The sequence below is a fragment of the Salegentibacter sp. Hel_I_6 genome (genome assembly GCF_000745315.1).
GTDB lineage: Bacteria > Bacteroidota > Bacteroidia > Flavobacteriales > Flavobacteriaceae > Salegentibacter.
In genome coordinates, this window is sequence record NZ_JQNQ01000001.1 from 3,536,943 (window position 1) to 3,551,581 (window position 14,639).

Genomic DNA, 14,639 nt, shown 5'->3' on the forward strand with positions numbered 1-14,639 from the left:
TTTCTTATAAGATACCTCCTGGGCTTGCCCCGAGTTTATTTACTTTTTTTTTAGCATCTTCGAATTCAATATTTTCATCTACAGATCCTGAAAAAGCATCTATCCAGGCATTTTTAAAGATATTTAAAACGGTAGCCCAAACTCCAGACTTTACATTATTTAAATCACCCTCAAGAGGAACCCTGGTTGCTAAGGTATCAGTTCCCTGGTTTTTCAGGGCGAACTTAAAAAAGCCTACAAAACCTTCCCATAATTTCTTAAACAGGCCGCTGTCATCATTCTTAGAGATAAGTTTTGTATTTATAAGCATTGGTTTTATATAACCCTTTAGGTATCCATCAGCGATAGCAATTTCGCTATATAATTCAAAAGTTCCGCTTTCAAAATCTACCCCGGCATATCTACGGGTGATATCGTTAAGGGCCGTCGCTTCTGATTTTTGAAGTGTAAATTCCATATCCATATCAGGAATTTGTTTTAGCAAATTTAGATCACCGTGAATTTCTACGTTTCCACCGCCCATAGAAATGGCTTTTGCCCATAAATGCGAGGGAAGATCTTTTTCTTTATCTACTACATTACTTAGGTTATGTGCCTCAAGACTAATCTCTTCTAAAAACAAACTAATTTGTGGATCTGCAGATACTTCAACGAAATTAGCGGTACCATTGTAAACTACAAAGTGATTAATATCAATAGGGACTAAACTTGTAAGGGCTTTAGTCCAATCTTCAACATTGGCTTCATCCTCCTTCTCCTGGTTTTCAAAAATATAATTGAATTTAGGATCCTGCATTTCAATCTCACTAACTATTTTTCCTTTTAATAAAGAACGCCAGTCAATAGAAATATCTGAATTTGGAAAGTCTAAAAGTGGTTTTTCTCCCTGGGTATCTTTTTCTCTTAGAATTAAACCTTCTATTTGATAGGCGCCACGCCAAAGAGAAATATCAATATCTGAAACACTACCTTCGTAACCGGGAATATTATTTAAAGTTTTAGTTACGTAATTTTCCAGAAGGTAAGGAAGTGCAATTCTCCCTATAATTAAAAGCGAAACGATAAGAATTGGTAATGCATACCTTTTCTTACGATATCTTCTTCTTTTTCCTTTTTCGCTCATAATGCCTTGTTTCTGCTAAAATGAGACTGATAATCAGTAATTTGAGTTAAGGATTATCTAAAATGCGTTATTCGATAGTAATAAAATAGGAAGCTTCAAAAGTATTACCCGAATCTAATTTTTCGATTCCCTCCTTGGTCTTTAAGTTTTGATCGGTGCCTTCAATATCGGCAATTCCCAGCCAGGGTTCTATACAAACATACGGCGCTCCCGGTTTTGCCCAAATTCCTAAATTTTTAAAATCAGAATAGCCTACGCTTAAAACCGTTCCTGAATTTTTACTTTTTAAGGCTACTTTTTTTGAAGGAATATTCTTGAAAATTAGCGCGTCTTTGGCAAAAAGTTCTTTGTGCAATCTAATTTTATCTTCATTATCTAAAATTCCTTCGGTATGGTGACTTACCAATCCGCTTTCGCCCAAAACGTGAGTTTTGAGATCCATTTTCTGGTCAAATTCCAGGTAATAATCTTCGTAAACTTCATTTGTACTTATGGGTGCATTAAATGCAGGATGCCCGCCCAGCGAAAAATAAAGTGGTTTTTCATCTAAATTGAAAAGCTTATGTTTTACTTCCACCGTTTTTTTATTCAGAATAAAAGAAATCTCAAAACGAAATTTAAAAGGATATATTTCCAGGCTTTCTTCAGAAGAATTTAGCTCAAAAACCAGGCTGTTTTCCGTTTTTTCTTTTAACTGAATATTTTCGTCATGCCTTACAAAACCGTGTTTCGGCATTTCATATTCTTTGCCTTCAAAAATGTATTTACCTTCTTTTAAAACGCCAATTACCGGAAATAAATTAGGAGCCTGACTAGCCCAAAATTCTGGATTTCCCTGCCATAAATGTTCAATGCCGGTTTCCAGGTTTTTAAGGCTGGATAATTCGGCACCTGTGGGGTTGACTTTTATACTTAAAAATTCGTTTTGTAAATTATGCATTTAAGGCTATTTTTTTCTTTTTCGGTTCGCGTTCTTGTCACCGCGGGTTTTTGGCTTTTTATACTTTTTGGCAATTTCCCTTCGGTAAGAGCCACCAAGATTTTCTTTCCTGTTTTTCTCTTTTTTCTCGTGAAAAGCAGGTCCGGGAGCATCATCATCTCTGTTTTTCCCTGGGTTGTTGATTTCAAAAACTTTTGGTTGTTCTTCCCGAATTAATTCTGAAGAAATTTCAATTTCCGCTGGTATTTCTTCCTGCGGAACTTCCATTTTCATCAAATTCTCAATCTTTTCAAGCGATTCCATTTCAGCTTCCGTAGTCATTAAAATCGAATTTCCTTCTTTTTCAGCACGTCCTGTTCGCCCAATTCGGTGCATATAGTTTTCAGGATATTTTGGCGTATCAAAATTAATTACGTGGCTCACCGATTCTATGTCAAGACCTCGCGCCATCACATCGGTTGCAACTAAAATTCGGCAAAATCCGCTGCCAAATTGTTTGATGCTCCGCAGACGATAATTTTGAGTTTTATTAGAATGAATCACCGTACAGTCATCGGGAAAATATTGTTCTAATTCAGTATAAAGTCTATCGGCCATTCTTTTGTAAGCCACAAAGATTAATACTTTAGAGTAAGTTTCTTTATCTTTTAGAAGATGTTTCAGGAGGTTGACTTTTGTATAAAAGTTTGGAATTTTATACCCGGTTTGTTTGATATTATCCAGGGGAGTTCCACTGGCGGCTACAGAAATAGTTTGTGGACTTTTGAAATTAGCTTCAATTAGATTTTCAACATTTTCAGTAATCGTCGCAGAAAACATAATGTTTTGGCGGTTCTGAGGAAGCAATTCAAAAATATTATTGATTTGAAATTTAAAGCCAAGGTCTAACATGACATCAACTTCATCTATCACCAATTTTTGGATAGATTTTAGCTGAAGCGCGCGCCTAAGTACCAGATCATATAGTCTTCCCGGTGTGGCAACCACAATATCCTGGCCTTGCAAAAGCGATTGATGCTGGGTGTTCATATTTACGCCGCCGTAAATTCCGGTAGTACGAACATTCATATAAGCAGTTAATTTTTCAATCTCTTCCACTACCTGCACCACAAGTTCGCGCGTAGGTACTAATACCAAAACCCGTGGGTTCTTTTGTTCGGAATATTTAAGCATTCGTAAAATGGGAAGCATATACGCAAAGGTTTTTCCCGTACCGGTTTGGGCAATTCCCACCATATCTTTTCCAGACATAATGGTAGAAAAAGATTGCTCCTGAATAGGCGTGGGCGTGGTAATCTGTATATCTTCCAGCGCATTGCGCAGTGGAGTGGTAATATTTAAATCCTGAAAAGTCACTAAATGAAGTTTTTATGAACTGGCAAAGTTAGTGAAACTCTAATTTAAAATTGCTGTAGGCAATTTTAAATTAGCTAGTTGAACCAATCCCGCCGCAGGGCGGGATCTCAACCACTCAAAATTTCTTAAATAGTTGAAGCTATTTTTAATATGCAAAGTTGAATTAATTATGCCGCAGGGCGGGATCTGCTAAACTATATCTCCGTAATATCTAAAATTATATTTTGTATTTTTGAATAAAACCTGTTGTTATGAATTTACAAACCCGGAAAAAAGAATTTGTAGATGAGTTTCTGAAAATTCAGAATGAGAAGGCAATCGCTCGATTTGAAAATTTGCTGAAAGAGGAAAAGCAATCTTCGGAAGAAAATATTGAACCGATGAGCCAGGAACAACTAAATACGGATATTGAAAAATCTCTTGAAGATTCCAAAAATGACCGCGTAATGGAGGCCAAAGCACTAAAGCGTATAATAAAGGAATGGAATTAAGTGTTTACTGGACAGAATTTGCTCAAAATAAACTCATAGAGATTAAAAAATATTATAGTAATAGAACCGGTTTAGAAGTTGCAGATAGGCTAATAAATGGAATAATTGAGAGCACAATAGGCTTGGAGAAAAAACCATTTTCCGGTCAGCTAGAAATAATTTTAGAAGATAAGCCCCAGAATTTTAGATACTTAATTTATAAAAATTATAAAATTATTTACTGGATTAATTATTCTAAAAGCCGATGATATAGCTACGGTTTTTGATACAAGGCAGAACCCAAAAAAGCTTTCTAAAATTGATTAGCACCTCTATTTTTATATTGAAGAAAGATTCATTTATTTCGGTATTTTTGATAAAAATCGTTTAGATGAAAAAGATCCTTGCCTTTGCCGGTTCTAATAGCAGCACTTCCATAAACTTTCAATTATTAAAACACGTTGCCAACCGCATCCAGGGGCATGAAGTGAAAATTCAGGACCTTACCCAATACGATCTGCCAATTTACAGCGCAGATACGGAAAAGGAAAGAGGGATTCCAGTAAATGCGACAATTATCAATAACATCATCAAAGAGCACGATGCACTGGTAATTGCGGTAAACGAACATAACGGGACTGTTTCCGCTTATTTTAAAAATATAATTGACTGGCTTTCGCGTCTAGATCGCAACTTTTTGGCCGGGAAAAAGATATTATTGATAAGTACATCTCCCGGAAAACGAGGTGCAGCATCAGCCTTAGAATACACAAAAGGAATTTTGCCCAGGTTTGGCGGTGAGGTAATTGAAAGTTTTAGTTTGCCTTCTTTTAACGACAATTTTAAAGAAGATGCAGTGCTAAATGAAGTTCTGGATATGGGAATCCAAGACGTTTTAACTACATTCTCTCATCAGCTAGACGAAGAAAAATTAAGTTAATTTGCTTTCTTAGCTTTCACACTAAATTCTTCGTTTGCTTTGCCAATACTGGACATTTCGGCGTCAGATTTTCCTGTAATCCCCATCTCTTCCCTATGTTTATCTACCGGGCTTCCGAATAGAATAATCCAGGCTTCTTTTATAGATTTCGATTTCCAAACATCCTTACTAATATCAATCCATTCGTGGAAAACCAGGAAAAAAGGATTGTATGAATTTACCGGTTTTGTAATACCATAGCGGGGTTTTTCGTCTTCCTCCTGAAAAGTTCCGAATATGCGGTCCCAGAATATAAAAGTGGAACCATAATTTTTATCAATATATTTTTCATTTACCGAATGGTGTACCCTATGGTGTGAAGGTGTTGTAAAAATATATTCAATTGGTCTCGGTAATTTTTTTATCAATTCAGTATGAATCCAAAATTGATAAAGTACTTCGAGCTGATGTACAATAAAAAATACCAGCGGATGGAAGCCCAACAAAACTACTGGTAAAAAGAAAATGATCTTTAAATTCTGCGTCCAGGATAACCTAAAAGAAGTCGATAAATTATAATGTTCAGATGAATGATGAACCACATGCGTTGACCACCAAAAGCGCTGTTCGTGTGCAAGTCTATGCGCCCAATACCTGCTAAAATCTAATAATATTAAACATAAAACATAAGACCACCAGGTATGCGGAATTCTAAAAGGCGCCAAATTAAAAAAGAATAGGAAAACCATAAAAACCCCGATTTTCATAAATCCGTTCAGGATTAAATTTCCAATCCCTATAGCTGTAGAAGCTAAAAAGTCTTTTCCAGAATACAGATTTTTGTATTTTTTTCTTCCAATTAAAAATTCAATAAGAACAAACAAGAACATAAGTGGAGCCACCACCCAGATTACAGTAGTGAAATCGAGATTTTCTATATCGGCTAAGGTGAGTTTTTCGGTGTCTTGAAACATTAAAGAAATTTGCGATTATTTATAAAGTTGCTGCATAACAGTAAGATTCTATATTAGGCTATTTTTACCAGAAATACAAGAGGATTTTTATTCTGATTTCCTAAATTTTGGATCGTTTAAAATCTTAGCCTTTTTTTGGAAGAAATCGCAGCAGCATTTAAATAGGTGCTACATTAAAATCTTTTTACCTTTACGCACCAAATTAAGAGCTACGTGCGAACCACAATCACCTACACTTTAGAAGATCCATTAAAATTCAAGAAACAACTATTGCAGTGGAGCCGACAGTTTGAAGAAATTGCCTGGTTAGATAGTAATAGCTATGCGCAACAATATGGTAAATTTGATGCTTTGCTGGCTGTAGGTGCATTTACCGCGATAAAAACCGATGCATTCCAGGCTTTTGCAAAGCTCCAGGAGTACCAGCAAACTACAAAAGACTGGATCTTTGGTTACTTATCTTACGATCTTAAAAATGATGTAGAAGCGCTTTCTTCCAAAAATTTCGACGGACTCGATTTTCCGGATATTTATTTTTTTCAACCTCAAAAATTATTTCTGCTGAAAGGAAATCAGGTGGAAATGCATTATCTAAACATGCTGGATGATGAAATTGAAGAAGATTTCGAAGAAATTAATAACTCAAAACTCATAACCGGCAACCGAAAACTCACAGCTGGCAACTCACAACCGCACATCCAATCTCGAATTTCGAAAGAAGAATACCTGGAAAAGGTGGATAAAATGCTCGCTTACATTCAACGTGGGGATATTTATGAAGCCAATTTTTGTCAGGAGTTTTTTGCTGAAAACAGGGAAATTGAGCCGTTTGAAGTTTTTCAGGAACTCAATGAAATTTCAGGTCCGCCCTTTGCTACTTTTTTAAAATTAGAAGAACATTATTTATTGTCGGCTTCGCCGGAACGTTATTTAAAGAAAACGGGTTCAAAATTAATTTCGCAGCCTATAAAAGGAACGGCGAGACGTTCTCAGGATTTAGACGAAGATTTGGAAATTGCCAACCAACTTTCTAAAGATCCAAAAGAACAATCGGAAAATGTGATGATTGTGGACCTTGTTAGAAACGATCTTTCTAAAATCGCCCAGAAAGGCAGCGTAAAAGTAGAGGAGATTTGTAAGGTTTACTCTTTTAAACAAGTGCATCAAATGATCTCTACAATTTCTGCTGAAATCGAAACTGGAATTCCGCCGGTAGAAGCTTTGCGAGCAACATTTCCTATGGGAAGTATGACGGGTGCTCCAAAAATTTCAGCAATGAAAATTATCGAAGAATTGGAAGAAACCAAACGCGGACTTTACAGTGGCGCGGTGGGCTATTTTACCCCGAATGGTGATTTCGATTTTAACGTGGTAATACGCAGTATTCTTTATAATTCAGAAAAAAAATACGTTTCCTTTTCGGTTGGCGGTGCGATAACTGCCGGCTCAGATCCCGAAAAAGAATATGAAGAATGTTTATTAAAAGCCGCTGCAATGCGACAGGCTTTAGAATAATTTATTCAGAAAATATTTCGCAAACTGCCAACTGAAACACTGCCAACTGTTTTCGTATCTTTGATTTTCTATGGAAAAAGCCTTCAAAAACGAGATTAAATTACAGTTTCCTTATCTGTGTAACAGCAAACTTTTGGTTGCGGTAAGTGGAGGGGTAGACAGCATCGTACTTACGCATTTATGTAAAAGTGCGAAACTTGATTTTGCTTTAGCGCATTGTAATTTTAACCTTAGGGATGAAGAAAGTGACGCCGATGAAGATTTTGTAGCCGCCCTGGCCAAAAGGTTAAAAGTCAAGCTTTTTACAGAGAATTTCGATACTGCGCAATATGCCCAAGATAATGGTATTTCTATTCAAATGGCGGCTCGCGATCTTAGGTATGAATGGTTTGAAGAATTAAGCCTAAAGCATCAATTCGATTATACTTTAACCGCGCATCACGCCAACGATAATTTAGAGACATTTTTTATCAATTTAGTTCGTGGTACCGGTTTGGAAGGATTGAGTGGCATAAATTCTCACAACAATAAAGTGATTAGGCCATTACTAAATTTCTCCCGAAAAGAAATTGAAACTTACGCGAAAGCAAATAAAATTGCCTGGAGGGAAGATAGTAGCAATGCTTCTACAAAATATCTTCGGAATAAAATTCGGCACGAGATTGTTCCGATTTTTGAAGAATTGAATCCGCAGTTTTTGGAGACTTTTATGAAAACCCAGTCTCATTTAAAGGAAAATGAAGAGCTGGTAGAAGATTATATGAGTCTGCTTTACCCAAAAATTATAGCAAAAACTAAATTCGGTTATAGCTTGGATATCAATTATCTAAAAAAGATCCCGAATCCTCCGGCAGTTTTATATCAATTGCTTAAATCTTTCGGGTTTACCGAATGGAACGATGTCTATAATTTAATGACTGCTCAACCGGGAAAAATGGTTTTTTCAGCTTCCCATAGGTTAATAAAGGATAGAGATTATCTTATTTTAACTGAAATAAATAATACTGAAGACAGGGAATATAAAATAGCAAAAGATGAAGATTTTGCCATCTTACCAATGGGAACATTTTCATTTTCAGAAGTAGACAGGATTGGCGATAAAAATTCAAATTGTATTTATGTAGATCCCGAAAAACTGGATTTTCCGCTACAGGTTAGAAAATGGCAGGAAGGCGATATTTTTTATCCATTTGGAATGCAAGGAAAAAAGAAGTTAAGCGACTTCTTTAAAGACAAAAAATTATCTTTGCCCGAGAAAGAAAACAGCTGGTTGCTGTGTTCTGGAGATAAAATTGTTTGGGTGATTAATCAACGCGCCGATAGGCGTTTTTCCATTAACTCACCCAATCAAAAAATTATAAAAATTACTTTCAGTTTATGAAATACCTGGCGAGTCTGCTCATCTTTTTAATTCCTTTATTTCAGGTACAGGCACAATATTTTAACGATGGGAGCGAAGACTCCCAAATGGACGACCCCATTAGCTGGGAGGCTTCCGTAGAAAAAGAAAACGATAGCATTTTCACCTTAATTTTTACTGCAAACCTGGAAGAAGGCTGGCATTTATATTCGCAAAATGAAGCCGATATTGATATTGCGCCAATCGCTACTACTTTCTCTTATAATAATGATGAAGAAAATTTTGAGCTTCTTGGCGAAACCGAAGAACCCGATGTTGAGCCAATTTACGACCAGGTTTTTGAAGCCGATATCACCTATTTTGAAGGTGAGGCAGTTTTTAAACAACAAATAAAAGTACTTGCTGAAACTAAACCTGAAATTATTGCTGAAATTTATTTTTCGGTTTGTGATGATGAAAAATGTTTACCTCCGGAAACCGAACGTTTTAATATTTCCCTTGAAAACGATGAAATAACTGAAGGTTTTACTGATCTTGAAATTTCAGAAAAAGACAAAAAACTTACCGAAGCATTAAATATCAATGTTTCAGGAATGGAAAAATATGCGCCTGAAGAGGAGGAAGGCAATAATTTTTTGAATATTTTTTTACTCGGTTTTATCGGCGGATTGATAGCGCTTTTAACTCCCTGTGTTTTTCCTATGATTCCGCTTACGGTTTCCTTTTTTACCAAAGGCGCTAAAAACCGACAAAAAGGTCTCTTAAATGCAATTCTATATGGTTTCTTTATTTTTTCGATCTATCTTTTACTCAGTTTACCTTTTCATTTGTTGGATAGTGTAAATCCAGAGATCCTCAATAATATCTCTACCAATGTTACGCTGAATATTATTTTCTTTATCATTTTTATCATTTTCGCGTTCTCATTTTTCGGGTATTACGAAATAACTTTACCGAGTTCCTGGAGTAATAAAATGGACGATAAAGCTTCCAGTATTGGTGGCTTTGTGGGTATTTTCTTTATGGCGCTTACTTTGGCTTTGGTTTCCTTTTCCTGTACTGGGCCAATCTTAGGTTCGCTACTTGGCGGGTCGCTTACCAGCGATGGTGGCGCGATGCAACTTTCTATGGGAATGGGAGGTTTTGGACTGGCGTTGGCTTTGCCTTTCGCCCTTTTTGCCTTATTTCCAAATTGGCTTAATTCTTTGCCAAAAAGTGGCGGTTGGTTAAATACGGTAAAAGTGACTTTAGGTTTTATTGAATTAGGGCTTGCTTTTAAATTCCTTTCTAATGCTGATCTTGTAGAACATTGGGGACTTTTAAAACGCGAAATTTTCCTCGGAATCTGGATTCTTGCGGGGTTAGGCTTAATGGCTTATTTATTCGGATTTATTCGTTTTCCACACGACGGACCTAAAAAGAAAATCAGTAAGGCCAGGTTTGGTGTTGGTGTGATCACCTTCTTTTTTGTGCTTTATTTAATTCCCGGTTTAACCAATACTTCTGCTGCGAATCTTAAATTGTTAAGCGGATTCCCACCACCATTGTTTTACAGCGTTTATGACAAAGGAACTGATGCCCCGTTGGGTCTTACAGCTTATAAAGACTGGGACAAGGGCCTTGAAGCCGCCCGCGAACAAAACAAACCTATAATCCTGGATTTTACCGGTTGGGCTTGCGTAAATTGTCGAAAAATGGAAGAACAGGTATGGAGTGAACCCGGGGTTTATGATATCCTGAATGATGAATATATCCTTATTTCACTGTATGTAGACGATAGAAAAGAACTGCCGAAAAAAGCGCAGTTTAATTATATGAAACCAAAAGGCGGGATCAAGCCTATAAAAACAATTGGGGATAAATGGGCGACTTTTCAAACTTTAAATTTCCAAAATAATTCGCAACCTTTTTACGTGCTGTTGGATAATGAAGTGAACTTGCTTAACGAACCGGTTGGTTATACTCCTAAAGCTTCAGAATATCTCAGTTGGCTGGAAGAGGGGCTTGCGAAATTTAGAGAAGTCGCGGAGAATTAATTATCTCGTGGTTTATTAGACTTTTATAGAGATATTTAAATCCCGCAGTAGTGTTTAATTTCCAGTGGCTTTTGCCCTTGTTAAAAAATAAGCCTCCTGAGCTTGCCCCAAGCTTCTTAGTAAGGGCTGAAGCCAAACAGTTTTAATTATCGATTATCGCGTAAATTTCCTTTAGGTTTATCGGTGTAATTTCTATCTTAGGGGCTTCAAATATCCCATAACTATGAAATTATTGCGTTTTAGTTTTATCCTTTTATTTTTAAATTTTTTGCCTGTGCTAACAATTGCGCAGGAAGATTATAATGTAAAAGAGCATTATAATAAAACAGAGGTAGATATCCCGATGCGTGACGGTACCAAGCTGCACACCACAATTTATTCACCAAAAGATACTTCGCAGGAATATCCAATAATTATGCAAAGAACGCCATATAGCTCCAGGCCTTATGGTGAAGGGCAGTTTCGCTCGCTTATTGGTCCTAACGAGTATTTAATGAAAGAAGGTAATATCATCGTATACCAGGATGTTCGCGGACGTTGGATGAGTGAAGGGAAATACGATAATATGCGGGCAATTATTCCGAATAAATCAGGAGCTGAATTTGATGAATCCAGCGATACTTACGATACTATAGAATGGCTTATTGATAATGTAGATAACAATAATGGGAAGGTAGGAACCTGGGGAATTTCGTATCCCGGTCATTATGCAGTCGCTTCTTTGGTAGACGCACACCCGGCTTTAAAAGCAGTTTCTCCGCAAGCCGGAATTGGAGATTTCTTTTTTGACGATTTTCATCACAATGGCGCTTATTTATTGAGCTACTGGAGAGCCACCGCGCTTTTTGGATATGATAAAACCGGCCCAACTACAGAGGCCTGGTATGATTTACCAGATCTTGGAACAGAAGATCAGTATCAATTCTTTTTAGACGTTGGTCCTCTTAGTAATTTAGATGAGTATTATGGGGAAGACAATGTATTCTGGCAGCAGTTAAAAGAGCATCCAAACTATGATGAATTCTGGCAAAGTAGAGGCATTATTCAGCATTTAGAGGATATTGAACCTGCAGTAATGGTTGTAGGCGGTTTATTTGATGCTGAAGATCTGTATGGTCCTTTTAATACTTACAAGAAAATCGAAGAAACTAGCGATAATTACAACATAATGGTTTTTGGCCCGTGGAGCCACGGGGACTGGGCGAGACAAACAGAAAGACAGTCTGTGGGGAATGTTTATTTTGGAGACAATCTTTCTGAAGACTATCAGCGAAATATAGAAACTAAATTCTTCAATCATTTTCTTAAAGAAGAAGGTGATGGCCAGGTAGATCTCGCTGAAGCCTATGTTTATGATACTGGCGCCAGAGCATGGAACTCTTACGAGAACTGGCCTCCAAAAGACGCTGAATCTAAAGTTTTTTATTTAGGAGATAATCAAAAACTTACCCAGGAAGCTTCCGAAAATGAAGAAACCTTTGTAAGTGATCCTAAAAAACCGGTTTCGTATAACGACGAGATTAAAGCGGTTTTCACTCCAAGAGAGTATATGACCGGTGACCAGCGATTTGCGGGAAGAAGGCCTGATGTTTTGGTTTTTGAAACCGAGGTGTTGGAAGAAGATATGAAACTTACCGGGGAGATTATGGCCCGCCTAAAAGTTGCAACAACGGGAACTGCGGCAGATTGGGTTGTGAAAGTGATAGACGTTTACCCGCCAGATGCCGAAAATTATGAGGAAACTATGGATCATTTAGATATGGGTAATTACCATATGATGGTGCGTAGTGAAGTAATGAGAGGGCGTTTTAGAAACAGTTTTGAAAATCCTGAGCCATTCGTCGCTAATGAAAAAACCGATGTAAATATTACGCTTCAGGATATAAACCATACGTTTAAGAAAGGTCATAAATTGCAAATCCAGGTGCAGAGTACCTGGTTTCCGCTTATAGATCTTAATCCACAAACCTATGTGCCAAATATTTTTAAGGCTGAAGAAGAAGATTTTCAGAAACAAACACACAGCGTTTTTGGGGATTCAGCTATAGAATTTTCAGTATTAAAATAATCAGAAATGAATTTTAAGATTCTCCATAAAATCTTAGCTATAGTACTTTTTGTGCTTCTAATTTCCTGTAACGATAAAACCGGAAATTATTCAGCAGAAGAAATAGCGGAACATTCAGAAAAATTAAATGAATATTTCGAGGCTGAATTTCAAAAAGATTTGTCGGAATCTCCTATGATGCAAACCCAACTTGGACAAAAAACCAATTATGGGAAGTGGGATGATTTTTCTCATCTAAAATATGCCGAGGATCGAAAAAAAGCTAAGAAACGCCTGGAATATCTTGAAAAGGTTGAGGTAGGAGCCTTGAATAAACAAACTAAATTAAGTTACGATCTATATCTCCAAAAGATTGAAAATGAAATTGAAGATTATGATTACAGGTTTTATGATTATCCGGTAAATCAAATGTTCGGGTATCACGCCGAGTTACCTGCATTTTTAATCAATATGCACCGAATAGATTCCTTAAGTGATGCTAAGGCTTATATATCTAGACTTGAGGGAATTCCAAAGGTCATGGACGATGTAATTGGAAATCTAAAGATTAGAGAGCAAAACGGGATAGTTCCCCCGGTATTTGTTTTTGATAAAGTTTTAGATGCCAGTAGGAATGTGATTAAAGGAAAACCTTTTGGTAAATCCTTAGATGACAGTGCGCTTTTGAAAGATTTTAAAGCTAAAATTGGCAATCTGGAAATTTCAGAAGAAAAAGCAAATGGGTTGATATCAGCGGCTGAAAAAGCATTGACCAAAGGGGTAAAACCTGCCTACCAAAATTTGATTGTCTTTTTAGAAACGCAGCAGAAACGCGCTAATAACGATGCGGGAGCCTGGAAATTTCCTAAAGGTGAAGATTTTTATAAAAATGCCCTAAAAAGAACTACCACTACAAATCTTTCTGCTAAGGAGATCCATCAAATTGGATTGAGTGAAGTAGAAAGAATTCACGCTGAGATGGAAGAAATTAAAAAAGCAGTAGGTTTTAATGGTACCCTCAACGATTTCTTTGATTTTATGAGAAACGATGAGCAGTTTTATTTTGCGAACGATTCTATTGGCAAAAAGAAATACTTAAATGAGGCTACTGCAATAATCAATACCATGAAGGGTAGCTTAGACGACTTGTTTTTAACAAAACCTGAAGCAGACTTGGTGGTAAAAGCTGTGGAACCTTTTAGAGAAAAAAGTGCAGGAAAAGCTTTTTATCAGCAACCCGCTAAAGATGGCTCAAGACCGGGGACGTACTATGCTAATTTATATGATATGATGGCGATGCCAACTTACCAAATGGAAGCTTTGGCTTATCATGAAGGGATCCCGGGACATCATATGCAAATTGCCATTGCGCAGGAATTGGAGGATGTTCCGCAGTTTAGGAAATTCAGTTTTTACAATGCTTATGTAGAAGGATGGGGACTTTACAGCGAATTATTGCCTAAGGAAATTGGATTTTATAAAGATCCTTATGCTGATTTTGGACGGTTAGCCATGGAACTTTGGCGCTCTTGCAGACTTGTGGTAGATACCGGAATTCACGCTAAAAAATGGACTCGCGAGGAGGGAATAGCTTATTATAAAGAAAATACGCCTAATGCCGAGAGCGATTGTGTAAAAATGGTAGAAAGACATATTGTAATGCCCGGACAGGCAACAGCCTATAAAATTGGGATGAATAAAATTCTTGAATTAAGAAACCATGCCGAACAAGAACTTGGAGAAGAATTTGAAATTAGGGAATTCCATGATGTGATTCTTCTAGATGGAGCGTTACCTTTGAATATTCTGGAAGAAAAAGTAGATGACTGGATTTCCAGTAAATAACTTTAAGGCAAACCTAAGAGATACTATATAAATTTTGTGATGCTTGGCAAGCCT

Annotated in this window: 12 protein-coding genes; 8 read left to right on the plus strand and 4 right to left on the minus strand. The window is 36.8% G+C overall.

The window, feature by feature from the left end; genetic code table 11:
- Nucleotides 1–4: 4 nt before the first annotated feature.
- The 3 genes from FG27_RS15680 to FG27_RS15690 all read right to left on the minus strand — a co-directional run bounded on the left by FG27_RS15680 (nucleotide 5) and on the right by FG27_RS15690 (nucleotide 3,419).
- A complete protein-coding gene (locus FG27_RS15680) occupies nucleotides 5–1,123 on the minus strand; it encodes a DUF748 domain-containing protein (RefSeq protein WP_037320771.1) in 1,119 nt (372 codons plus the stop codon).
- A gap of 67 nt (nucleotides 1,124–1,190) precedes the next feature.
- Nucleotides 1,191–2,063, minus strand: coding sequence for an aldose 1-epimerase family protein (locus FG27_RS15685; protein ID WP_037320773.1), 873 nt, complete (start codon nucleotides 2,061–2,063; stop codon nucleotides 1,191–1,193).
- 6 nt (nucleotides 2,064–2,069) lie between these two features.
- A complete protein-coding gene (locus FG27_RS15690) occupies nucleotides 2,070–3,419 on the minus strand; it encodes a DEAD/DEAH box helicase (RefSeq protein WP_037320775.1) in 1,350 nt (449 codons plus the stop codon).
- Nucleotides 3,420–3,670: 251 nt separating this feature from the next.
- On the opposite strand from FG27_RS15690, the gene FG27_RS15695 reads away from it, so the two are divergent.
- The 3 genes from FG27_RS15695 to FG27_RS15705 all read left to right on the plus strand — a co-directional run bounded on the left by FG27_RS15695 (nucleotide 3,671) and on the right by FG27_RS15705 (nucleotide 4,829).
- The gene (locus FG27_RS15695; protein ID WP_037320778.1) at nucleotides 3,671–3,910 is read left to right on the plus strand and encodes a hypothetical protein; all 240 of its coding nucleotides are present in this window, start codon (nucleotides 3,671–3,673) and stop codon (nucleotides 3,908–3,910) included.
- Nucleotides 3,901–4,158 (plus strand): type II toxin-antitoxin system RelE/ParE family toxin, encoded by a 258-nt coding sequence (locus FG27_RS15700; RefSeq protein ID WP_051935889.1) that lies wholly within the window; start codon nucleotides 3,901–3,903, stop codon nucleotides 4,156–4,158. The genes FG27_RS15695 and FG27_RS15700 overlap by 10 nt, the downstream gene beginning before the upstream one ends.
- 122 nt (nucleotides 4,159–4,280) lie before the next feature.
- On the plus strand, nucleotides 4,281–4,829 hold the full coding sequence (locus FG27_RS15705; protein ID WP_037320779.1) for an NADPH-dependent FMN reductase: 549 nt from the start codon (nucleotides 4,281–4,283) through the stop codon (nucleotides 4,827–4,829).
- On the opposite strand, the gene FG27_RS15710 is transcribed toward FG27_RS15705, so the two are convergent.
- Nucleotides 4,826–5,782, minus strand: coding sequence for a sterol desaturase family protein (locus tag FG27_RS15710; RefSeq protein WP_051935890.1), 957 nt, complete (start codon nucleotides 5,780–5,782; stop codon nucleotides 4,826–4,828). The genes FG27_RS15705 and FG27_RS15710 overlap by 4 nt on opposite strands.
- Nucleotides 5,783–5,995: 213 nt before the next feature.
- Between FG27_RS15710 and pabB the strand changes: the two genes are divergently transcribed.
- The 5 genes from pabB (at nucleotide 5,996) to FG27_RS15735 (ending at nucleotide 14,585) form a co-directional block, all read left to right on the plus strand.
- Entirely contained in the window at nucleotides 5,996–7,297 is a 1,302-nt protein-coding gene (gene pabB, locus FG27_RS15715) for an aminodeoxychorismate synthase component I (RefSeq protein ID WP_037320781.1), read from the plus strand.
- 70 nt (nucleotides 7,298–7,367) lie between these two features.
- A complete protein-coding gene (gene tilS, locus FG27_RS15720; RefSeq protein WP_037320784.1) occupies nucleotides 7,368–8,678 on the plus strand; it encodes a tRNA lysidine(34) synthetase TilS in 1,311 nt (436 codons plus the stop codon).
- Nucleotides 8,675–10,693 (plus strand): thioredoxin family protein, encoded by a 2,019-nt coding sequence (locus FG27_RS15725; protein WP_037320787.1) that lies wholly within the window; start codon nucleotides 8,675–8,677, stop codon nucleotides 10,691–10,693. Before tilS ends, FG27_RS15725 begins: the two co-directional genes overlap by 4 nt.
- Nucleotides 10,694–10,916: 223 nt before the next feature.
- On the plus strand, nucleotides 10,917–12,761 hold the full coding sequence (locus FG27_RS15730; protein ID WP_037320789.1) for a CocE/NonD family hydrolase: 1,845 nt from the start codon (nucleotides 10,917–10,919) through the stop codon (nucleotides 12,759–12,761).
- Nucleotides 12,762–12,767: 6 nt separating this feature from the next.
- Nucleotides 12,768–14,585, plus strand: coding sequence for a DUF885 family protein (locus FG27_RS15735; protein ID WP_037320791.1), 1,818 nt, complete (start codon nucleotides 12,768–12,770; stop codon nucleotides 14,583–14,585).
- The last annotated feature ends 54 nt before the right edge of the window (nucleotides 14,586–14,639 follow it).

What these genes read in the sequence shown, in the direction of transcription:
- FG27_RS15680 (WP_037320771.1), bottom strand. Translation starts at nt 1,123, where the DNA reads ATGAGCGAAAAAGGAAAAAGAAGAAGATATCGTAAGAAAAGGTATGCA.
- FG27_RS15685 (WP_037320773.1), bottom strand. Translation starts at nt 2,063, where the DNA reads ATGCATAATTTACAAAACGAATTTTTAAGTATAAAAGTCAACCCCACA.
- FG27_RS15695 (WP_037320778.1), top strand. Translation starts at nt 3,671, where the DNA reads ATGAATTTACAAACCCGGAAAAAAGAATTTGTAGATGAGTTTCTGAAA.
- FG27_RS15700 (WP_051935889.1), top strand. Translation starts at nt 3,901, where the DNA reads ATGGAATTAAGTGTTTACTGGACAGAATTTGCTCAAAATAAACTCATA.
- FG27_RS15705 (WP_037320779.1), top strand. Translation starts at nt 4,281, where the DNA reads ATGAAAAAGATCCTTGCCTTTGCCGGTTCTAATAGCAGCACTTCCATA.
- FG27_RS15710 (WP_051935890.1), bottom strand. Translation starts at nt 5,782, where the DNA reads ATGTTTCAAGACACCGAAAAACTCACCTTAGCCGATATAGAAAATCTC.
- tilS (WP_037320784.1), top strand. Translation starts at nt 7,368, where the DNA reads ATGGAAAAAGCCTTCAAAAACGAGATTAAATTACAGTTTCCTTATCTG.
- FG27_RS15725 (WP_037320787.1), top strand. Translation starts at nt 8,675, where the DNA reads ATGAAATACCTGGCGAGTCTGCTCATCTTTTTAATTCCTTTATTTCAG.
- FG27_RS15730 (WP_037320789.1), top strand. Translation starts at nt 10,917, where the DNA reads ATGAAATTATTGCGTTTTAGTTTTATCCTTTTATTTTTAAATTTTTTG.
- FG27_RS15735 (WP_037320791.1), top strand. Translation starts at nt 12,768, where the DNA reads ATGAATTTTAAGATTCTCCATAAAATCTTAGCTATAGTACTTTTTGTG.